General features: G+C 64.0%; 27 protein-coding genes. 13 read left to right on the top strand and 14 right to left on the bottom strand.

The genetic code is table 11. The features are described from left to right. The first annotated feature begins 1 nt into the window (after nucleotide 1). Together E5222_RS15560 and E5222_RS15555 are read left to right on the top strand one after the other, a co-directional pair. Nucleotides 2-346 (top strand): DUF1491 family protein, encoded by a 345-nt coding sequence (locus tag E5222_RS15560; RefSeq protein WP_136694708.1) that lies wholly within the window; start codon nucleotides 2-4, stop codon nucleotides 344-346. A gap of 203 nt (nucleotides 347-549) precedes the next feature. Continuing rightward, the gene (locus E5222_RS15555) at nucleotides 550-1233 is read left to right on the top strand and encodes a cell wall hydrolase (RefSeq protein ID WP_246021826.1); all 684 of its coding nucleotides are present in this window, start codon (nucleotides 550-552) and stop codon (nucleotides 1231-1233) included. Between the two features lie 152 nt (nucleotides 1234-1385). On the opposite strand, the gene xth is transcribed toward E5222_RS15555, so the two are convergent. Genes xth through E5222_RS15540 form a run of 3 tightly spaced genes read right to left on the bottom strand, consistent with a single transcriptional unit; the run spans nucleotide 1386 to nucleotide 2986 of the window. Beyond that, nucleotides 1386-2159 carry an exodeoxyribonuclease III gene (gene xth, locus E5222_RS15550; protein ID WP_136694707.1) on the bottom strand — a complete coding sequence of 258 codons (774 nt, stop codon included), beginning with the start codon at nucleotides 2157-2159 and terminating at the stop codon, nucleotides 1386-1388. Between the two features lie 24 nt (nucleotides 2160-2183). Then, a complete protein-coding gene (erpA, locus tag E5222_RS15545; protein ID WP_136694706.1) occupies nucleotides 2184-2513 on the bottom strand; it encodes an iron-sulfur cluster insertion protein ErpA in 330 nt (109 codons plus the stop codon). A gap of 44 nt (nucleotides 2514-2557) precedes the next feature. Further along, nucleotides 2558-2986 carry a CBS domain-containing protein gene (locus E5222_RS15540; protein WP_136694705.1) on the bottom strand — a complete coding sequence of 143 codons (429 nt, stop codon included), beginning with the start codon at nucleotides 2984-2986 and terminating at the stop codon, nucleotides 2558-2560. Nucleotides 2987-3100: 114 nt separating this feature from the next. Between E5222_RS15540 and E5222_RS15535 the strand changes: the two genes are divergently transcribed. After that, a complete protein-coding gene (locus E5222_RS15535; protein ID WP_136694704.1) occupies nucleotides 3101-3391 on the top strand; it encodes a hypothetical protein in 291 nt (96 codons plus the stop codon). Nucleotides 3392-3576: 185 nt separating this feature from the next. Here the strand turns inward: E5222_RS15535 and E5222_RS15530 are convergent, their stop codons facing one another. From E5222_RS15530 to E5222_RS15515, 4 genes are read right to left on the bottom strand one after another with little or no spacing between them, the layout of a single operon-like run. Then, nucleotides 3577-3957: a (2Fe-2S) ferredoxin domain-containing protein gene (locus E5222_RS15530; protein ID WP_136694703.1), complete on the bottom strand. Its 381-nt coding sequence runs from the start codon at nucleotides 3955-3957 to the stop codon at nucleotides 3577-3579. 40 nt (nucleotides 3958-3997) lie between these two features. Next, nucleotides 3998-4474, bottom strand: a complete 477-nt coding sequence (locus E5222_RS15525; protein ID WP_136694877.1) for a DUF2497 domain-containing protein — start codon at nucleotides 4472-4474, stop codon at nucleotides 3998-4000. A gap of 30 nt (nucleotides 4475-4504) precedes the next feature. Beyond that, entirely contained in the window at nucleotides 4505-5953 is a 1449-nt protein-coding gene (locus E5222_RS15520) for a TolC family outer membrane protein (protein WP_136694702.1), read from the bottom strand. A gap of 14 nt (nucleotides 5954-5967) precedes the next feature. Next, complete coding sequence (locus tag E5222_RS15515; protein WP_246021823.1) at nucleotides 5968-6576, bottom strand: protein-L-isoaspartate O-methyltransferase family protein; 609 nt, start codon at nucleotides 6574-6576, stop codon at nucleotides 5968-5970. Between the two features lie 145 nt (nucleotides 6577-6721). On the opposite strand from E5222_RS15515, the gene E5222_RS15510 reads away from it, so the two are divergent. From E5222_RS15510 to E5222_RS15500, 3 genes are all read left to right on the top strand, one after another. Then, entirely contained in the window at nucleotides 6722-8239 is a 1518-nt protein-coding gene (locus E5222_RS15510; RefSeq protein WP_136694701.1) for a fumarate hydratase, read from the top strand. Nucleotides 8240-8331: 92 nt separating this feature from the next. Next, nucleotides 8332-9522: a sensor histidine kinase gene (locus E5222_RS15505; protein WP_246021821.1), complete on the top strand. Its 1191-nt coding sequence runs from the start codon at nucleotides 8332-8334 to the stop codon at nucleotides 9520-9522. Then, on the top strand, nucleotides 9519-10259 hold the full coding sequence (locus tag E5222_RS15500) for a LytR/AlgR family response regulator transcription factor (RefSeq protein ID WP_136694699.1): 741 nt from the start codon (nucleotides 9519-9521) through the stop codon (nucleotides 10257-10259). Before E5222_RS15505 ends, E5222_RS15500 begins: the two co-directional genes overlap by 4 nt. A 95-nt stretch (nucleotides 10260-10354) precedes the next feature. Here the strand turns inward: E5222_RS15500 and E5222_RS15495 are convergent, their stop codons facing one another. Next, nucleotides 10355-10663 carry a UrcA family protein gene (locus E5222_RS15495; protein WP_246021819.1) on the bottom strand — a complete coding sequence of 103 codons (309 nt, stop codon included), beginning with the start codon at nucleotides 10661-10663 and terminating at the stop codon, nucleotides 10355-10357. A 240-nt stretch (nucleotides 10664-10903) separates the two neighbouring features. Between E5222_RS15495 and E5222_RS15490 the strand changes: the two genes are divergently transcribed. The 3 genes from E5222_RS15490 (at nucleotide 10904) to E5222_RS15480 (ending at nucleotide 12519) form a co-directional block, all read left to right on the top strand. Beyond that, a complete protein-coding gene (locus E5222_RS15490) occupies nucleotides 10904-11170 on the top strand; it encodes a hypothetical protein (protein WP_136694698.1) in 267 nt (88 codons plus the stop codon). A gap of 48 nt (nucleotides 11171-11218) precedes the next feature. After that, on the top strand, nucleotides 11219-12076 hold the full coding sequence (locus E5222_RS15485; protein ID WP_136694697.1) for a metallophosphoesterase family protein: 858 nt from the start codon (nucleotides 11219-11221) through the stop codon (nucleotides 12074-12076). A 68-nt stretch (nucleotides 12077-12144) separates the two neighbouring features. Next, nucleotides 12145-12519 carry a response regulator gene (locus E5222_RS15480; protein ID WP_136694696.1) on the top strand — a complete coding sequence of 125 codons (375 nt, stop codon included), beginning with the start codon at nucleotides 12145-12147 and terminating at the stop codon, nucleotides 12517-12519. Nucleotides 12520-12598: 79 nt separating this feature from the next. Here the strand turns inward: E5222_RS15480 and rpsI are convergent, their stop codons facing one another. From rpsI to E5222_RS15455, 5 genes are all read right to left on the bottom strand, one after another. Further along, nucleotides 12599-13108, bottom strand: coding sequence for a 30S ribosomal protein S9 (gene rpsI, locus E5222_RS15475; protein ID WP_136694695.1), 510 nt, complete (start codon nucleotides 13106-13108; stop codon nucleotides 12599-12601). Further along, nucleotides 13108-13587, bottom strand: a complete 480-nt coding sequence (gene rplM / locus E5222_RS15470) for a 50S ribosomal protein L13 (protein WP_136694694.1) — start codon at nucleotides 13585-13587, stop codon at nucleotides 13108-13110. Before rplM ends, rpsI begins: the two co-directional genes overlap by 1 nt. 150 nt (nucleotides 13588-13737) lie before the next feature. After that, nucleotides 13738-14337: a hypothetical protein gene (locus E5222_RS15465; RefSeq protein ID WP_136694693.1), complete on the bottom strand. Its 600-nt coding sequence runs from the start codon at nucleotides 14335-14337 to the stop codon at nucleotides 13738-13740. Nucleotides 14338-14485: 148 nt separating this feature from the next. Continuing rightward, nucleotides 14486-14797, bottom strand: coding sequence for a divalent-cation tolerance protein CutA (gene cutA / locus E5222_RS15460; protein WP_136694692.1), 312 nt, complete (start codon nucleotides 14795-14797; stop codon nucleotides 14486-14488). Continuing rightward, nucleotides 14794-15858, bottom strand: a complete 1065-nt coding sequence (locus E5222_RS15455; RefSeq protein ID WP_136694691.1) for a COX15/CtaA family protein — start codon at nucleotides 15856-15858, stop codon at nucleotides 14794-14796. The genes cutA and E5222_RS15455 overlap by 4 nt, the downstream gene beginning before the upstream one ends. Nucleotides 15859-15964: 106 nt before the next feature. Between E5222_RS15455 and E5222_RS15450 the strand changes: the two genes are divergently transcribed. The 4 genes from E5222_RS15450 to E5222_RS15440 all read left to right on the top strand — a co-directional run bounded on the left by E5222_RS15450 (nucleotide 15965) and on the right by E5222_RS15440 (nucleotide 18170). After that, a complete protein-coding gene (locus E5222_RS15450) occupies nucleotides 15965-16336 on the top strand; it encodes a MerC domain-containing protein (protein ID WP_136694690.1) in 372 nt (123 codons plus the stop codon). Between the two features lie 19 nt (nucleotides 16337-16355). Further along, the gene (gene thiS, locus E5222_RS16930; RefSeq protein ID WP_246021817.1) at nucleotides 16356-16565 is read left to right on the top strand and encodes a sulfur carrier protein ThiS; all 210 of its coding nucleotides are present in this window, start codon (nucleotides 16356-16358) and stop codon (nucleotides 16563-16565) included. Between the two features lie 57 nt (nucleotides 16566-16622). Beyond that, nucleotides 16623-17429 carry a bifunctional sulfur carrier protein/thiazole synthase protein gene (locus E5222_RS15445; RefSeq protein WP_425456271.1) on the top strand — a complete coding sequence of 269 codons (807 nt, stop codon included), beginning with the start codon at nucleotides 16623-16625 and terminating at the stop codon, nucleotides 17427-17429. A gap of 198 nt (nucleotides 17430-17627) precedes the next feature. Beyond that, on the top strand, nucleotides 17628-18170 hold the full coding sequence (locus E5222_RS15440; protein ID WP_136694689.1) for a hypothetical protein: 543 nt from the start codon (nucleotides 17628-17630) through the stop codon (nucleotides 18168-18170). A gap of 7 nt (nucleotides 18171-18177) precedes the next feature. Here the strand turns inward: E5222_RS15440 and E5222_RS15435 are convergent, their stop codons facing one another. Beyond that, nucleotides 18178-19977 (bottom strand): AMP-dependent synthetase/ligase, encoded by a 1800-nt coding sequence (locus E5222_RS15435; protein WP_136694688.1) that lies wholly within the window; start codon nucleotides 19975-19977, stop codon nucleotides 18178-18180. Nucleotides 19978-20014: the final 37 nt, after the last annotated feature.

The raw sequence follows: 20014 nt of genomic DNA, 5'->3' as shown, positions 1-20014 counted from the left end.
CGTGGAAGAGGCGAGGCTCCCCGCGCATATCGAAGTGAGTGGTCTGCTCCGCGCGGTGCAGGCTGAAGGCGGCTTCGCCACCGTGCTGGCAAAGGGTGAACGCGATGCCGGGACAATCCTGGTGATCTGTTGCGAAAACGGCACAAATTCGCGTCTCTATGAGCGAATGCCGCAGCTTGACGGCACCAGGAAATGGACGCTTTCCAAGACTCAAGACCCTGAAAATCCGATGGAATTCAGCGAATACTGCGACCGGCGCAAACGCCAGGATAGCGATGTCTGGCTGGTCGAGCTGGATATCGCCAATGCAGAACGTTTCATCGGAAACCAGGGAACCACAGGTTGACTTCGTGACTCGGGTCGCTATTTGGCCCGCGACTTCCAGAGCGTTGGCCTCTTCCGGCCGGTAATCACACCGGTGGCTGGGGCGCGCAGACGGGGGGCAACCGGCAGGTCCTTTGATGGGATCGCGGCATTTACGAGTTGTTGCTGACAACTCGCGATCGCTGACCTGCGACGGGTTTCCCACCGCCTTGAGTTACAGGTTACATGAACCGCAAGTTCTACCGGGCCGGGGCCCTTGCCTCGGTCGCTGTCATGTTTGCAGCACTTCTTGGCACCGGCATGACCGGCGCCGTTGCCCAGGACCAGGCAGAGCCCGTAGCGCTCGAAACGGTCACCCCATTGGCCCAAGGTGCATCCGAAGATGCACAAGCTGCTGATGTCGAAGCCGCCCCGGTGCGCTTCGTTTCCAGCGCCGTGGTGCAGGAAATTCCCGAAGCGCCCGAAGAGCCGGTCGTCGAACCCCAGGCTTCCACCTCCCTGCGCGAGCTGGTGAGCACCGTTTCTTCCGCAGAGGAAATGTCGACCGAGCTTCGCTGCCTTGCCCAGGCCGTTTATTTCGAATCGCGCGGCGAGCCGCTGGCCGGCCAGCTGGCCGTAGCCCGCGTGGTCATCAACCGTTCGGAATCACGTCTGTTCCCGAATGACTATTGTTCGGTCGTCACCCAGCGCGCGCAGTTCTCCTTCGTGCGCGCCGGACGCATCCCCACTCCCAACGCCTCCTCGCAGGCATGGCGCCGCGCCAAGGCAATCGCGCGCATCGCGCATCAGGAGCTGTGGGACAGCGAAGCGGCGGATTCGCTCTATTTCCACGCTACGCATGTGAGCCCGCGCTGGGCCCGCGCCAAGGCGAGCGTGGCGCGCATCGATAGTCATATTTTTTATAGGTGATTGGTGTTTGACTTCCGCACGCCCATCCGGGCGCGCGGTCCTCGGCGCTATTCCCTTCCCCTTCGACAAGCTCAGGGTGCGGGGCACCTGCGGGCGGCCGTTCGGCCTTGCGGCTGGCTGGCGTCAGCCGTCTTGCGCGTAGAGCGCGGTTGCTAGTCGCGTAGTTCTACCCACACGGGCGCGTGGTCGCTGGCCTTCTCTCGGCCGCGATGGTCCTTGTCGACGCCGGCTGCCGCCAGCCGGTCCGCGCAATCGGGTGAGAGTAGCAGGTGGTCGATGCGGAAGCCGTGGTCGCGCTGCCAAGCGCCTGCCTGGTAATCCCAGTACGTCCATACTCCGCCGCGCGGGTTGAGCGTGCCAAGCGCATCGGTCCACCCGTCATTGAGCAGCCGTGCATAGGCATCGCGCGATTCAGGCTGCATCAGCGCATCGTCCTGCATCGTCTTTACCGCCCAGACGTCCTTGTCCTCTGGAATGACGTTGAAGTCGCCGAGGACGACCGTGGGGATCTCTGCAGCGAGGTGTCCGGCGATCCTATTGCGCAGCCGCTCCATCCACGCCAGCTTGTAATCGAATTTGGGCCCCGGCTGCGGATTGCCGTTGGGAAGATAAAGGTTGCAGATGCGCACGCCGTTCACCTCGGCCTCGAGGTAGCGCGATTGCTCGTCGCTATCGTCGCCGGGCAGGCCGCGCTGCTTCTCTTCAGGCTTCACCCCGTCGGCAAGGATCGCCACGCCGTTGAAGCTCTTCTGCCCGTGCCAGATGGCGTGATAGCCGATCTTCTCGAACTCCTCGGCCGGGAAGCCTTCGTCCATGGTCTTGATTTCCTGCAGGCAGGCGACCGTGGGCCGGGTTTCCTCCAGCCATTCGAGCAGGCGCGGCAGGCGCGCCTTGATACCGTTGATGTTGAATGAGGCTATACGCACAATGTCCGTCCCTTTGGGCGGACTTTAGATGCCAAAGCTGGAACCGCAACCGCAACCGGCGGCGGCCTGAGGGTTTTCGACCCGAAATGCCGCACCGCCCAGGGATTCGACGAAATCGACCGTGCTTCCGGCCACAAGGTCCAGGCTGACCGGATCGACCACCAGCTTCACACCATCGGTCTCGCTGACCATGTCGTCAGCCTCCGGCGCATCGTCGAGGTCGAACTTGTACTGGAAGCCGGAGCAGCCCCCGCCCTCGACTGACAGGCGCAGCACGGCGGGCTTGCCCTGTTTCCGGGCAATCAGTCCCACGCGCTCTGCAGCGGCGGCGGTCAGGGTGAGCGTTTCGGCCATGGACGCGATGTAGTGTGCGGAGGGGCGCCGCTCAAGAGAGGCGTTCAGGACTGCGCGATATATTCGCGCATCTGTTCCGCCTCTTCCTCGATCTGGTCCATGCGGTACTTCACCAGGTCACCGATCGAGACGAAGCCGAGCAGCTTGCCATTCTCGACCACCGGCAGGTGGCGGATGCGCCGCCGGGTCATCAGCGAGAGGGCGCGCAACACGCTCTGCCCCGGATCGATGGATATCGCGGGCGCCGTCATCACCTCGCCGACCGAGCGCGACAGCACCGCCTCGCCCTCGCGCGCGACGCAATAGAGCAAGTCGCGTTCGGAGAAGATGCCCGCCACGTTCTCCCCATCCATCACAGGCAGTGCGCCGATGCGCCGTTCGGCCAGCAATGCGGCGACATCGCGCACGCTGTCATCCGCGGTGCAGCTGACGATATCCTGCTGGCGGCCTTCGATTATCCGGGCAATTGACATGCGCTCTCTCCAATTCGCGTGAAGGGACGCATCATGCCATGACCTGCCGAGTCCGGGCAAATGGGGACTTCCAGCCCCGTTGCATCACCGGGATGAGAGGTGCATGAAACGCGCATGGTACGGAAATCCCCGCTCGACGATCCCGCGACGGCGGCCCATGCCTGGGCCCGCTATCGGCGGCTGATGCGCTTCATGTTCGCGCTGACGGTGGGCGTGGTCATTATCGCCCTGACACTGCTGTACAGGGAAATGGGCATGGTTTCGGTCCATTTCTTCATCGCTACCGCACTGGGCATCGGGATTGCCATGCTGCTGATGAGCGCGCTGATGGGGCTGGTGTTCCTATCCAGCGGCACCGGGCATGACGAGGCGGTGGAGAATTCGCTCGACGAACTCGAAGAGTGAAGCGGCAGCGAAGTTGACAAAATTGACAGTCTGTGACCTCGCTCAAACCGATCTATATATCTGAAAACAGGTGCAATAACGGCAAAGCGCGAAGTTGACACTTCCCGAAAGGGAAAACGCGTTGCGATCGGACATGTGAAAGAGCCGCAGCTACTCTCGCCCGCCCCTCCTCATGTAGGAAAGCCTCAGCCGCCCTCTGAAGGATAGAGCCGGTACGCCTCCACCGGCTTCCCGCCGATCAGATGCTGCTGGATGATCTTTTCCAGCACATCCTCAGTGCAGGAATGGTACCAGACGCCATCGGGCCAGACGACTGCGACAGGCCCCGCTTCGCAGATCTGCAGGCAATCGGCCTTGGTCCGCTGGACGCCGCCCGCTCCTGCCAGCCCCAGCTCCTTCAGCCGCTTCTTGAGGAATTTCCAGCTGCGCTCCCCTTCCTCACGACGGCAGCACTGCTGCTTCTCGGAGATGCCGCACAGGAGGATATGACGTTCGATCGCCTCGCCGCCGATCTTGGCCAGCGCGCGTTCTGCTTTCGCAATGTCTGCAGGATCAGCCTTGCTCATTGCCGGTGGAGGTAATGTGCCCCGCCCGGCCCGCAAGTGCTCAGCGCTTCTTGCCCGCGATCCGGGTGATCTCTTCCTTCACCAGCCGCTCAACGATTTCTGGCAAATGGGCATCGAGCCATTGCGCCATCAGCGGGCGCAGCAGGTCGCGCACCATGTCTTCGAGCGAGGTTTCGCCCGAACGCACGATCTGCGGCTTTGCGGAAGGTTCGGAGAGCATTGCCAGCGCGGCCAGCGACTGGCGCATGGAATCGGCAGCGACAGTGTTGGTCAGCCCCTCGGCTAGTTCATCGCTTGCGGGTTTTCCCGGAGCCTGGGCGGCTTCCGAGGTTTCCGGGGCGACGGTATCGAGGTCCAGCACATCCTCATTCTCGTTAGGATCGGCCCCCGGTTGGGCGATCAGCCCTTCCCCAGCTGGCTCACGCGCGCCGGCAACGATCCTGTCGGCATCGCGTGCCATCACTTTCTTGATCGATTCGAGGATTTCCTCGACCGAAGGTTCACCTTCCTGACGCATCATCAGTCCCCCGAAAGGCCGCAGCCGAAATCAGTCAGGCGAAACCTCGCCATCCTGCGCCGGGATGTCAACGGTGCGGGTGGAGGTTGCCACAGGATCGGGATCGCTCTGCCAGTCGAGCAGGATATCGCGCGAGCGGTCGTAATTGGCCACCGGATCGTAAAGCGGGCCCTCGCTGTCGAGCCCGAGGTCGCGCGCTTCGGCGCGGCCCATGGCGGCAAGCAGCGTGAAGCCCGCGACATATTCGTTGCGGCGTGCGGTCACCAATTGCACGCGCGCGGCGAGCAATTCCTGCTCGGCATTCAGGACGTCGAGGATCTGGCGATTGCCGATCGAGTTCTCCGCCCGCACGCCTTCGAGGCTCAGCTCCGCGGCATCGACTGCCGCCTGCGTGGAGGCGATGATGGCATTGGCAGCGCGCCAGCTGGAATAGGCGGCGCGCACCTGCGCGATGACATTGCGCTCGGTCCCGATTACCTGTTCCAGCGCGGCGGAGCTTTGCGCCTGCGCCTGCCGCTGCTGCGCGGAGACGCGGCCGCCCTGGAAGATCGGCAGCGAGAGGCGCAGGCCTGCCTGTGCCGAAGTGCTGGTCTGCGAGGCTGAGGCTGTGCCGGGGATCGAGTCCAGCGTACCCAGGTAATTCTGGTATCCGCCGCTGGCAAAAGCCTCCAGTCGCGGCTGGCGTCCTGCCCCGGCAACTTCGATCTCATAGCCAGACGCTTCCGCACGCTCGCGCGCGGCGATCAGGTCCGGATTGTACTCCAGCGCCACATTGACCGCATCATCCGGGCTGGTGGGGAGGCCGGGGAGCGGCGGCGGGGGCTGCAGATCGTCCGGTGCGGAGCCGACCAGCGCGATGTAGTTCTCCCGCGCGGATACGAGGTTGGCCTGCGCGCTGCGGAAGTCGCTGCGGGCAAGGGCAAGGCGGCTGGCCGATTGCGCCACGTCGGTGCGGGTAAGGTCGCCGATCTCGAAACGGTCGGTCGTCGCTTCGAGGTTGATGACCAGCACGTCCACATTGTTGGAGGACAGGCCGACCACCGCCTCGTTGCGGATCACATCCATATAGGCGGCGACAACCTGGCTGAAGAGCGCGCTTTCGCTGCCACGCAAATCCGCCCGTCCCGCTTCCACGCGGTTTTCCGCCGCGCGAATACCGTTGCGCACGCTGCCGCCAGAATAGATCGGCACGCCCAGGTCCACATTGGCCGAAAGCTGGCGCTCCGGCGAGGTGAAGCTGGTGGAGGAGCTCTTGAGGAATTCGGTCAGCGTCGATGACGTTGTCAGCGAGGGCAGGCCGCTGGAGCGCTGGATCGGCACATTCTCGTCCGTGGCGCGCAATTGCGCCCGCGCGGCTTCGAGCTGTGGATTGGAGGTATAGGCCTGCCACAGCGCGTCCTTCAGCGTTTCCGCCGAAGCCGGGGCCGCGATCATGCAGGCGCAGGTCAGCAGCGCCGTTTTCAGGCTGAGGGAACGCATGACAGGCCGCATGCTCAGAAGCTCCAGCCCTTCGGCTTGTCGAAAGCGGAAAGGCGCGGAATGCCTACTTCACCCAGCGGCATGAACACCACCTGCTTGCTCGACTTGCGGCCGCGCGCGATGCTGGTCACGCCGTCATGCACCATGCCGGTGACGATACGGCCATCGTCGGCCAGACGCTTGGCGAGCGAATCGGGCAGCTGCTCGATCGCGCCGTCGACGATGATCAGGTCCACCTTCTTGCCGCCGCGTGCCGGGGCCAGCGCTTCCTCCACGCTCATCACCTTGAGCGAGGCGACCAGCGGGCGCAGCAATTCGGCGAGGTAGCCGCTGCCGCCATCGACCACGATCGCGCTCTCGTCGAGACCGGGCTTGGCTTCCTGCAGCAGCATGCCCTGCACGATCGGTGCGGCGAGGTACTTGCCATCGCCCAGCGGCACGGCGCGGTCCATATAGGCGACGCCCTTGGCACTTTCGGGCACGAATTCCTCGCGCTTCACTTCGCGCATGCGGCCAACGACGACCGGATCGGTCACCCCGCTGGTGCGCAGCTGGCTGTCGATCATTGCCTTGCGCGCTGTGGCGAAGGCCTCATCCTTGGTGGGGGAATCGAGAAGGGTCACTATCTTTCGTCTCTCGTCACTCTTGCCGGGGCGAGCCTTAGGCGTATGAGGGCACAAGTCCAAGGGCTTTGGCCTGCTTTTGCGTCCTTAGCAGGTGCAGCACGCCCGGCGTGTCAGAAATTGTATCAGCAGGAGATCCGCTTCGATGAACGACGTTACCCTCATTCGTGAAGAAGACCTCATCGAAAGCGTGGCCGATGCGCTGCAATATATCTCCTATTACCACCCGATGGATTACATCAAGGCGCTGGGCGAGGCCTATGAGGCGGAGCAGGGCCCGGCGGCGAAGGATGCCATCGCGCAGATCCTGACCAACAGCCGCATGTGCGCAGAGGGGCACCGGCCGATCTGCCAGGACACCGGCATCGTCAACGTCTTCGTCAAATGGGGTCAGGATTGCCGGCTCGATTCGAAGATGAGCCTGCAGGACGTGGTCGATGAGGGTGTGCGCCGCGCCTACAACCATCCGGACAACAAGCTACGCGCCTCGATCCTTGCCGATCCCGCTTTCACCCGCCGCAATACGCGCGACAATACGCCAAGCGTGCTCTCGGTCGAGATGGTGCCGGGCAACACGGTCGCGATCGATGTAGCGGCCAAGGGCGGCGGCAGCGAAAACAAGAGCAAGTTCAAGATGATGAACCCCAGCGACAATATCGTCGACTGGGTGCTGGAACAGATCCCATCCATGGGCGCGGGCTGGTGCCCGCCGGGCATGCTCGGCATCGGCATCGGCGGCACGGCGGAACATTGCATGAAGCTCGCCAAGCTCAGCCTGATGGAGCCGATCGACATGGCGCAGCTGAAGCAGCGCGGCGCGCAAAGCGACATCGAGCAGCTGCGGATCGATATCTTCGATGCGGTCAATGCCATGGGCGTCGGCGCGCAGGGGCTGGGCGGCCTTTCCACCGTGCTCGACGTGAAAATCCTCGACGCGCCCTGCCATGCGGCGGGCAAGCCGGTGGCGATGATCCCCAATTGCGCCGCCACGCGCCATGCGCATTTCACGCTCGACGGTTCCGGCCCCAGCTATATCCCCGCGCCCGACCTCGACCAGTGGCCCGACGTCCAGTGGCAGCCCGATGTTGAGGCCAAGCGCGTCGATCTCGACAATCTCACGCCCGAAGTCGTGGCGAGCTGGAAGATGGGCGACCGGCTGCTGCTCAACGGCAAGATGCTGACCGGCCGCGATGCGGCGCATAAGCGTATCCAGGACATGCTCGACAAGGGCGAAGAGCTGCCCGTCAGCTTCAAGGGCCGCGCGATCTATTATGTCGGCCCCGTCGATCCGGTGATGGGTGAGGTTGTCGGCCCCGCCGGCCCCACCACCGCCACCCGGATGGACAAGTTTACCGAGATGATGCTCGACCAAGGCCTGCTCGCGATGATCGGCAAGGCCGAGCGCGGCGCGGATGCGGTGGATGTGATCAGCCGCTTCAAGGTCGCATATCTGATGGCGACGGGCGGCGCGGCCTATCTCGTCGCGCGGGCGATCAAGGAATCGAAAGTTGTCGCTTTCGAGGATCTTGGCATGGAAGCGATCTACGAATTCACCGTGAAGGACATGCCGGTAACGGTGGCCGTCGATGCCGAGGGCAACAATGTCCACACGCTCGCCCCGCTGCACTGGAAGCGCAAGATCGCCGAGGAGCACCTGCTCTAGGGCTGCCCCGGATCGACCAAGCGCACACGCCGTTCGACCGGAATATGACAGGGGGCTGGCCTTTCGGGGTCCGCAAGGCGTAAATGGCGCCCATGAACAGGGATAAACCTGAAGAACTGGTCGCGCGCGTTCCGTTCAGCACGGTGCTGGCATCGGTGGTCGGCCTGTGGGCCGCCTATCTGATCCTGATGACGTTGCGGGCAGAGCTGCTGAACCTGCACATGGCGGGCGATTTGCTGGGCCTGCGCGCCCTGTCCAGCCTGATGGGCGCGGTTGTCACGCTCGCGCTGTGGCTGGTGCTGCGTGCTTTCGACGCGCGCCCGCTCTGGGCCAAGATCACCGCCGCGCTGGTCTTCGCCCTGCCCGCGGCATTGCTGATCGCGCAGGTCAACTGGCTGATCTTCGCCGACGTCCAGGCGGCGCTGGATGAAAAGCTGCTGCAGGACTTCGTCCAGAGCCAGGGGATCGAATCCGAAGAGACCGGAGTGGACATTCGTTCCAGCCTCGCCGCGATGTTCTCCTCCTCCAGCCGGGAGCAGGTGACCGAGCTCACTTTCAGCCGCTATTTCATGCTGCTGGCCTGGTGCGCGCTCTATCTCGCGCTGCTGACCGGGGAAAAGGCCCGCGGGGCGGAACGGCGCGAACAGCAGTTCCGCAATGCGGCCAAGGCGGCGGAGCTCAGGAGCCTGCGCTACCAGGTCAATCCGCATTTCCTGTTCAATACGCTCAATTCGCTCTCGGCGCTGGTTCTGACCGGCAAGACGCAGGCGGCCGAGCGCATGATCCAGATGATCAGCACCTTCTATCGCCGCAGCCTGGCCGACGATCCCACGGCGGACCTGCCGCTGGCGGAGGAAATCGCGCTGCAGAAACTCTATCTCGATATCGAGGCGGTGCGCTTCCCCCTCCGGTTGCGCGCCGAATACAATATCCCGCGCGAGCTGGAGGATTGCCTGGTACCCGGCATGATCCTGCAGCCGCTGGTGGAAAATTCTGTGAAGCACGCAGTGGCGCCGACAACCGGGCAGGTGGTCATCACGCTGTCCGCACGCGAGGAATATGGCCGGCTGGTGGTGACGGTGGCCGATAATGGCGACGGGTCGACCGAAAATGGCGATCCGCGCCCCGGCTACGGCATCGGCCTTGCCAATGTGCGCGAGCGGCTGGAAGCGCGCTTCGGTGACGAGGCCAGCCTGGTCTCGGGCCGCGTACCCGAAGGCTATGCCACCCATTTGCGCCTGCCGATCCAGCGCGGCCATCGCAGGCAGGAGGCAGCTGAATGAGCGAAGCGGGGGGTGCGGCGACTTTGCGCACATTGATCGTCGATGACGAGCCGCTGGCGATCGAGCGCATGCAGGTATTGTGCGCCGAGCTGGACGGCCTGTCCGTGGTCGGTACCGCGACCGATGGCCAATCGGCGCTGCGCCTGTCCGAAAAGCTGAAGCCCGACGTGCTTCTGCTCGACATGACCATGCCGGGCATGGATGGCCTTTCCGTTGCCCGCGAATTGGGCAAGGCGGAAGCGCCGCCCGCGGTGATATTCGTCACCGCGCATGAGAATTTCGCGGTGGAAGCCTTCGATATCGACGCAGTCGACTATGTGCTGAAGCCGGTCGCATCCGAACGGCTGGAACGCGCGATAGGCCGCGCGCTCGCCCGGCGCGACACGTCCGGTGGCGCGGAAACGCAATGGCTGAGCGAATTCTGGGTCCCCAACCGGTCCGAACTGCTGCGGGTCGATGCCGCCGAAGTAAGCCGCATCGATGCCGAGCGCGATTATGTTCGCCTGCATGTCGGGGAAACGAGTTACCTGCTGCTGCAGACCATCGCCGGGCTCGAAGCCAGGCTCGACCCTGACAGGTTTATCCGCATCCACCGCTCGACCATCCTCAGGAAGGATGTGATCAAGGGGCTGCGGCATGAAGGGCTGGGCGTGTGGAGCGTCGAGCTTGAAAGCGGGGAAGACCTGCGCATCGGCCGTACCTATCTGCGCAAGGTGAAGGCCATGGCAGGGCGCTAGGCCAGCCGCGGGGTTTCCCCTCCAATCCCCATGCAAAAAGGGCGCCCGGATAATCCGGACGCCCAGTTTCGGGGGGTTTATCGTTAAACTGTCAGTCAGCCGCCGCGGGCCTCCTGCTGTACAAGCTGCGCAACATGGCGGTCCAGCTGGCGCTTGGCGTCGCGATAGCAATCGCGCGCTTCGCGCGACGGCAGACGCGTACCGACGCGTATTTCATCGACGCCGCACACTTCCCGCGCGGCTTCGTCGATCCGGCGGTCGAGTTCCTTGCGGCCGGCTTCGCTCGTCAGGTCGAGATCCGAATATTCGACGCCGGTGGTGCGCTGTTCGCCTTCTGCGGCGGACACAGCGGGGGCGGCAAGCAGCGCGGCACTGGCCAGCGCCATGGAAATCGTCTTCATCATAACCCTTCTCCTTCCTCGTGGTTACCTCCCTTGCTGAAGGGGGTCGCGCCGCAGCCGGTGGGACTGGAAACGGCCGCGGCGCATGACCATTGGTAGGCCGATGCGTGATTCGCGGCGCGCGCGCATCGATTTGGGGCTGGCAATTATCGACGGGGGATTCCTGCTGCCGACGAAGCGCCGAGAGCGCTCCACGAACGGCAATTTGCACCCGCTGGCCGTTGCAGGCAGAAGGATCGGACCATGGCTATCGCAATCGTCTTCCTGCTCGGCATCGCCAATTTCGCCTGTCACCGGGCGGTGCTGGCGAGCGGGCATCCGCTGGTGCGCCAGTTCCTGGGGCGCGGAGGGGTGATGCGGCCGGAAGTCACGCTGGCACTGGAATTCGTGATCCTGCTGGTGGCGCTGCTGGTCGTCGCCAATGGCCATACCGGCTGGGGCTGGGCCTATGCGCTCTATTCGATCGGCAATGGTGTGTCCGCCTGGGTGATCCTGACCAACAGGATCTGAAACAGGGGCGTGGGAATGCCCGCGCCGATCTGCTAGCGACATCGCCACATGGCCAACAAGCTGACCCTGTTCCACCTCAGCGACATCCATTTCGGGATCGAGGACAACCGCGCGCTCGATTGGGTGCGGCAGGAAATCCTGGCGCGGAAACCCGATGCGGTGGCGATCACCGGCGATCTCACCATGCGCGCGCGGCGGCACGAATTTGCGGCGGCGGAGAAGTGGATTCGTTCGCTGCCCGTGCCGGTCACGATCGAGCCGGGCAATCACGACCTTCCCGGCTATCACTTGCCCCAGCGCTATTTGAACCCGCTTGCCCGGTTCGAGGCGTTTCGCGACCTGGTGGAGCGGCGGCTGCAGGTCGACGGACTGGCGCTGGTGCCGCTGAACACCAATGTCCCCGCCCAGCCGCGCCTCAACTGGTCGAAAGGCTGGATCACGAAGGACGCGCTGGACGATTGCCTGGCGCAGATCGATTCGCTGCCCTCCACCGCCCGCGTTCTGGTGACGGCGCACCATCCGCTGCGCGAGGCGGGGACGCATGGTACCGCGCTGACGCGCAATGGCAGCCATGCGCTCGCGGAACTGGCGCAGCGCAATGTGCTCGGCGTGCTGAGCGGTCATGTGCACGATGCTTTCGACATCATGGAGGCGACGCCCAATGGCCCGGTGCGCATGATCGGCGCGGGAACCTTGTCCCACCGCATCCGTTCCACACCCGCCAGCTTCAACGAGCTGCATTGGAATGGCGAGGAGCTGTCTGTGCGGGTGCGCAACCTCGAAGGTGTGGCGAGCCGCGAGATGATGATCGACGAAGTTCCGGAGGACGCAATGCCGCCCCGCGAACCGGGAGAACCGGTCGCCCCGGTGGGCCATGTTCCCCGAACTGATCCGCCCGTCGACTGAAAAGCCCGCTTTATCGACTATTTACACGATTTATTGGCACCAAATCGCCGCAAGCGTATTTATTCGCAATGGCGACCCGAATTCTTGTTGTTGAAGACGACTTGCTCAACCGCATGTTCTATCATGAGGTTCTGGGCGCGCGCGGGTTCGAGGTGCAGATGGTGTCCGACGGTGCGGCCGTGCTGGACGAGGTCGACCGGTTCGCGCCGGATCTCATCACCATGGATATCCAGCTGCCGCACATTTCCGGCCTGCGGCTGATCCGCAGGCTGCAGCGCCAGGAAGAGACCAAGGGTATACCGATCGTCGCCATCACCGCCTTTGCCGGCAAGGGCGAGGAACAGCGCATCATAGAAGCGGGCGCACGCGCCTATCTCGCCAAGCCGGTCTCGGTGGACAAGCTCGTCGGCGCGGTGGAAGGCCTGATCGAACGGGCACACTGACCGGCACCGGGCAGATCGCGCAAAGAAAAAGGGCGGCCCGTGAAGGCCGCCCTTTTCGTGTTCGGTAGACCGTTGGGCCTTAGCGCTTCGAGAACTGGAAGCTGCGGCGGGCCTTGGCGCGGCCGTACTTCTTGCGCTCCACCACGCGGCTGTCGCGGGTGAGAAAGCCGGCTGCCTTGACGGTGCTGCGCAGGGCAGGCTCGTACTTGGTCAGCGCCTGGCTGATGCCGTGCTTCACCGCGCCGGCCTGGCCGGACAGGCCGCCGCCCTTGACGGTGGCGACGATGTCATACTGGCCTTCACGCTCGGTGATGTCGAAAGGCTGGTTGATCACCAGGCGCAGCGTCGGACGTGCGAAATACACTTCCTGGTCCTTGCCGTTGACGGTGATCTTGCCGGTGCCGGGCTTCAGCCATACGCGGGCCACGGCGTCCTTGCGGCGGCCGGTGGCATAAGCGCGGCCCTGCGCGTCCAGTTCCTGCTCACGCAGGGGAGCGGCGGGGGTTGCGGCTTCGGTGGCGGCCGGAGCGTCGCCAGCGATATCCTTCAGTTCCGACAGGTCGGAGACGGAGTTGTTTTCGTCAGCCATTACTGGGCAGCCTTGTTCTTGCGGTTCATGGAGGCAACGTCGAGCACTTCGGGCTTCTGGCCGTCATGCGGATGCTCGGTGCCGTTATAGAGGTGCAGAGCCCTCATCTGCTGGCGGCCCAGCGGACCGCGCGGGATCATGCGCTCCACGGCCTTTTCCAGCACGCGCTCGGGGAAGCGGCTTTCCAGCACCTTGCCGGCAGTGATGCCCTTGATGCCGCCCGGATGGCCGGTGTGCTTGTAATAGGTCTTCTGGCCCAGCTTGTTGCCGGTGAACTTCACCTTGTCGGCATTGATGATGACGACATGGTCGCCGCAATCGACATGCGGAGTGAAGCTCGGCTTGTGCTTGCCGCGCAGGATGTTGGCGACGATCGTGGCGAGGCGGCCGACAATCAGCCCCTCGGCATCGATGATGTGCCACTTCTTTTCGACCTCGGCCGGCTTGATCGACCGGGTCTGCTTCGAAAGCGCCTTCATGGCCTTATAATTCCTTGTCTCGCGAATGGTTCGCCGCGCCGCCCGTCCGGAATCGCCGGATGGGCCTTGCGAAGGCGCGCCATTTGTCTTGGAAGAGGCCTCAAGTCAAGCGTTCATGCGGCTTTGCGAGGAGGTAAAATAATACCGCACTCAATCCTGGGCGGGAAACAGCTCCCAAGCTTCGGCACTGCGGCGCTCTTCCCCTGCCAGCAAGGTGCGTACTTCGCGGTGGGCGGTGCGCATCAGCCGCGTCTCCGGATCGCGGCGTGCCTCGAACCGGGTCATGACCTCGCCCCGGTCGCCCCAGGGCAGGGTCACTTCATTGCGATTTTCACGCATGTCCTCGCTGGGCGCGAACAGGTCGCGCGGCAGTTCCGCGATCATGTGTTCGCCGGCCGAGTGCAGGGCATCGAGAAGCAGCCCGACCTCGTCACCGCGATCGGCGAAGCGGCGCTGCGCATCCGCCAGCGCGGCATCGATCATCGCGCTGGGATAGGGATCGTCGCCGTCGATGATATGGCCGCTGGCATCGAGATAAAGCGGGAAAATCCCGTGCTCGACCCGTTGGCGTTCGAGCTCGCCCAGATGCGCGATATTCTCCGGCACGGAGACGCTGGCGCCGACCTGCTTGCCCACAATCTCGAAACCCTGATCGCCCCTTGCCTGGAAAGTGACGGCGAAGTCGCGGGTAACGACAAAGCTGTCGCTGCCACCGGGCAAAGCGCGATCGAGTGTGCGGCGATAGATCATGCGGCACGACGGCGGCGCGATGGGACCCGCAGACGGAAGGGCCGCGGCGTACCCGCCACGTGTGCCGATGATCGGCATTATCGCTGCCCCCAAGGCCATTTGCAGCATTTGGCGTCGATCAGCCAGATGCATTCACTTGCGCTCCCGTTTACAACCCCCCTAGCCACTCTGCGGTAGTTTCCGGTGCGGCCTCAACGTCCCATAGCATAATCGCCGGGCTTGCATAGGAATGTAATTGCGTCAGGCGTTTGGCCAAGGAATCGCGCAGCTGCGCGCTGGTCTTGAACAGCACGCCGACCTCGTTCGACTCGCCCCGCTCGCCTTCCCATTCATAGAGCGAGACCATGCCGGGCAGGATGTTGGCACAGGCGATCAGCTTCTCGTCGAGCAGATGTGTGGCGACCGCGCGCGCCTCCGCTTCGTTCGGGAACGGGCACCAGGCGAGCGCCGCCTTGCTCATGTGCCGCGCTGCCCCAGCCGGTGCGCGCCCCATGCAGTGGCGGCGACCAGCAGCGCGCCGACGAGCTGGTGCGCGACGGCGATCCACAGTTCCACCATTGTCATCACGGTGGCGATGCCGAGCAGGATCTGGATGCCGAAAGCCGAGTGGATGTAGATCGAAGCAGGACGGTCACCCGCCTTTTTCAGCGCACGCGCCATCACGATCAGTGCGGCGACCGCGACCCACGCCCACCAGCGGTGCAGCCAGTGGAGGAGGAATGGGTCGTGCGTCAGCGTCCACAAGAAGCCGTTGTTCCAGCCGATCTCCGGGAACAGGCGCCCCTGCATCAATGGCCAGCTGTCCGACGCTAGGCCGGCATTGAGACCTGCCACCCATGCGCCCAGCAGCAACTGGATGAACAGGATGATCGCCGTCAGCAGTGACAGTCCGGTCAGTCTCGTGGGCTTCGCTCCGGAATCCTTGTCGAGCACGAGCAGGTCGCGTGCTGTCCAGATAAGGCCGGCGAGCGTGAAGAGCGCGGTCAGCAAATGGATGGAGAGCCAGAAATGCGAAACGTCGGTCATCTCTGTATTGAGGCCCGAGCGGACCATGAACCAGCCGAACGCGCCCTGCAGCCCGCCCAGCGCCAGGAGGGCGAGTAGCCGCGGCTTGTATCCGGGCGGAATCGCGCCCTTCAGCCAGAACCATGCCAGCGGCACGGCAAAGACGAGGCCGATAACGCGGCCGATCAGCCGGTGGAACCACTCCCAGAAATAGATGAACTTGTATTGCTCCAGCGTCATGCCCTGCGGCCCGGCGACCTGCTGGTACTCGCCGATCTGCTGGTAGGCTTCGAACTCGGTCTGCCAATGCGCCTCGGTCAGCGGCGGAAGCGCGCCGGTCACCGGCTTCCACTCGGTGATCGAGAGGCCGGATTCGGTGAGGCGCGTGATCCCGCCCACCGCCACGATCAGCGTGACGAGCGCGGCGACGGCGAACAGCCAGCGCGCCAGCGCCACCGGGCGAATCTGCGAAGAGGGGCTGCCCTCGGGCTCGATTGTATCTGCTGCGGCGCTCATGCGCGCCGATGTGCTCCTGCAACAGCTAAATCGCAAGACTGCTTTTCGCCCGCATTTCAACGCAATTCCGCTTGCGCAATGTTATACAGTTACATACATGGGCCGCATGGATTCGATCCTCACCCGGATTCGCGACCGGATTGACCGTGTCGGCGTGCTGTTGTCCTGCCTCTGCCTCGTCCACTGCGTGCTGGGCCTGGTGCTGGTGGCGGGCATGGGTGCGGGCGCCACATTCCTGCTCGATCCCGCGATCCACAAATTCGGCTTGCTGATGGCGACGATCGTTGCCGGCGTGGCGATCGGCCTTGGCGCTATCCGCCACCGCCGCGCCGCGCCGTTCGTGGTGGCGATGACGGGGCTGTCCTTCATGGGCGGCGCGCTGGCAGTGGGGCACGGCTATGAGGAGGCGGTGCTGACGATCATCGGCGTGATCCTCGTCGCCGCCGGACACATCCTGAACTTGCGCAAGCCGGCATAAGCCCTATCTCCCGCGCATCATGAGCGCTGCCAAATCCATCACCGTCAATGACCAGCTGCGCCGCAGCGAGGCTGCGACCATTGCCGACCTCGTGCGAGAGCTGGGCCTCAAGCCGGAAAAGGTCGCGGTCGAACATAATGGCGTGATCGCCCCCCGCTCGACGCTGGAGGATGTGCCGCTGGGTGATGGCGACGTGCTGGAGATCGTCCATTTCGTCGGCGGCGGCTGACCACCAGCCTTTTCGGTGCCCTTGCGCGCATCGGCGCACAGCTTTACCGCGCAGCCCATGACCGAAATGCCCACCATCACCACCGATTCCGCGCCCGATGACAGCTGGGAAGTTGCCGGACAGCGCTTCACCTCGCGCCTGATCGTCGGCACGGGCAAGTACAAGGACTTTGCCCAGAACGCCGCCGCCGTGGAAGCGAGCGGGGCACAGATCGTCACCGTGGCCGTGCGCCGGGTCAATATCTCCGACCCCAGCCAGCCGGTGCTGATGGACTATATCGATCCCAAGAAGATCACCTATTTGCCCAATACCGCTGGCTGCTTCACCGCGGACGAGGCGATCCGCACGCTGCGCCTGGCGCGCGAGGCGGGCGGCTGGGACCTGGTGAAGCTGGAAGTGCTGGGCGAGGCGCGCACGCTCTATCCCGATATGCGCGAAACGCTGAAGGCGACCGAGGTGCTGGCCAATGAAGGCTTCAAGCCGATGGTCTATTGCGTGGACGATCCCATCGCCGCCAAGCAGCTGGAAGAGGCTGGTGCGGTCGCCGTCATGCCGCTCGGCGCGCCGATCGGATCGGGCCTCGGCATCCAGAACAAGGTGACCATCCGCCTGATCGTCGAAGGGGCGGGCGTTCCGGTGCTGGTCGATGCGGGCGTGGGTACCGCGTCGGAAGCGGCCGAGGCGATGGAGCTGGGCTGCGACGGCGTGCTGATGAACACCGCCATTGCCGAAGCGCAGGATCCGATCCGCATGGCGCGCGCGATGAAGCATGCGGTGCTGGCCGGGCGTGACGCCTACCTCGCCGGCCGGATGAAGACGCGCAAATATGCCGATCCCAGCAGCCCGCTCGCCGGGTTGATCTGAGGGGCATTCTTGTTTGCCGCACGCCCATCCGGGCGCGCGGTCCTCGCTAGACGGGCAGGCAAGCTGCCCCCGCTGCGGGCGGGCGTTCGCCCTTGCGGCCGTCTGCGCCGGCCGTTTAGTGCCTTCAACCCGCTCGTCCAAACGGAATGTTAACCATGTTGGGCGAATCATGCCTGCAACACGCAGGAGCCCCGACTCATGGCCAATACGAAGACGTCATCGCTCAGCATTTCCGAAATGCGCGAATTCGCGGGCTTCTCTGCGGATGAGCAGGCGTTCATCACACGCAGCCTCGACGTGTTCATGGGCCGGGGTGACGCCTTCAAGTCGTGGGCATCGAGCGAGGGCGGCGACTATTCCTCGATCCGTGCGCAATACCTCGCCTATCGCGAATTGCGCGTGCTGCGCAGCAAGGTTCCCGATGTTGCGGCCATGGATGGTGTTGCCGACTTCATCGGCACCCTGACCCGCATTTCCGCGCAAGACCTCGCGCATGAAATGATCGAGAGCTTTTCGGCCTATCGTTTTCTTTACGAGCGGCTGCTGGGCGCCGAAGCGCGTCCCTACCTGCCTGCGGCATTCGTTGCCGCAGCCGCTCTGCCGCAAATTCGCCCCGACACGCGCAAGACCCTGCTCCAGAGCCTTAGCGAAGCCGCGGCCACCGCACCCGGCTGGTCCATGCGCGAAGCGGCCTTCTATCCCGAGCGGATCGAGGACGAAAACGAGGACGAAACGGCCTGAGTCGCGCTCAATAGAGCGCGTCCAGCCGCTCCTGGTACTTCTCGCGAATGAAGGGCCGGCGGATTTTCAGCGTCGGCGTCATCTGGTCGTTCTCAACCGTGAAGGGCTCGTCGGCCAGGGTGAACTTGCGCACCTTCTCGATCACTGAGAGATCCTTGTTCGTCCGGTCGATCGCGGCCTTGATGGCCTTCTGCAGCTCTGGAAGGGCGCGCAACTCCTCGGCCGACGTGCCGTTATGGCCGTTCTCGCGCGCCCATGACTTCATCCATTCGGCATCGGGCACGATCAGGCCGACCATGTAGGGGCGCTTGTCGCCGCTCACCATCGCCTGCATGATTTCCGGCTGCAGCGTCAGCATGCCTTCGAGCTTTTGCGGGGCGATATTGTCGCCCTTGTCGTTGACGATGATGTCCTTCTTGCGATCGGTGATGACAATGCGGCCAGACTCGTCGAAATGGCCGATATCGCCGGTGTGCAGCCAATCATCGGGCAAAGCCGCCTTGGTCGCCTCCGGGTTCTGCCAATAACCCTTCATCACGCATTCGCCGCGCACCAGGATCTCGCCATCATCGGCGATCTTCACTTCGACACCGCGCAGGGGCGGCCCGACCGTGTTCAGGCGAATGCCGGCGGAGGGATGGTTGCAGGCGACGACCGGTGCGGTCTCGGTCTGGCCATAGCCCTGCAGCATCACCAGCCCCATCGCCTGGAAAAAGCCGCCGACTTCGGGATTGAGCGGTGCGCCGCCCGAAACCAGCGCCTTGATCCGCCCGCCGAAACTCTTGCGGATCTTGGGCCGCAGCGTGAAGTTGAGCATCAGGCCGGTGGGAATGTCCTTAAGCGACCTCTTCCCGGCAATCTGCCGCTCACCCATGGCGATGGCCTTGTCGAGCAGGTAGCCCGCCGCGCCGCCCTGCTTCTCCACCGCCTTGATGATCTTGCCGCGCAGCAGTTCGAACAGGCGCGGGACCACGATCATGAAAGTGGGCTGCGCTTCCTCCAGATTGGAGGACAGCTTGTCGAGCCCTTCGGCGAACCAGATATCGGCGCCGAGGCCCATGGGCAGGTAGACGCCCGCCGTGTGCTCCAGCGCGTGGCTCATCGGCAGGAAGGAGAGGAAGCGCTCCTCCTCCCAGCCAAAATCATTTTCCAGCAGTTCGGCAGCGGCGATGCAATTATGCAGGATGGCGCCATGGTGCAGCATCACGCCGCGCGGGCTCCCGCTGGTGCCGCTGGTATAGATGATGCAGGCGATATCGTCGCGCGTGACGCCTGCGATGCGCTGCTCGACCGCGGCGCGTGCCGCCTCGGCATCGCCTGTCACCTGGTCCTTCCACTGGTGGATGGTGAACCGGCCCGATTGGGCGTTGGATATGCCCTCTATGGCGATCACGTGTTCGGCGCGGCCCGCACGCCACATGGCTGCGAACAGCGTTTGCGCCAACTTGCTGTTGGAGACGACGACGGCGCGCGTGCCGCTATCGTCGAGGATGTGGCAATGATCGCCTTCGGTATTGGTGGTATAGGCAGGGGTGGTGATGCAGCCTGCGGCCATGATGGCAAGGTCGGCGATCACCCATTCGGGGCGGTTCTCGGAAACGAGCATCACCCGGTCGCCGGGGTTCAGCCCCATCGCCACCAGCTTTTCGGACAGCAGGCACACCTGACGCGCCGCCTCGGCATAGCTCACCGGCGTCCATGTCCCGCCGATCTTGGCGGTCAGGAAGGGCTTGTCGCCCTGCTCGTCGGCGCGCTGGAGGAACAGACCTACCAGGCTCCGGGCATTCTCGATATCCTGCAGCTGCAAGGCTGGTGAACTCCCATGATATGACCTGTGCCCGGTT

The organism is Alteraurantiacibacter aquimixticola, assembly GCF_004965515.1.
Taxonomy (GTDB): domain Bacteria; phylum Pseudomonadota; class Alphaproteobacteria; order Sphingomonadales; family Sphingomonadaceae; genus Alteraurantiacibacter; species Alteraurantiacibacter aquimixticola.
This window is presented reverse-complemented; position numbering and strand designations above follow the sequence as displayed.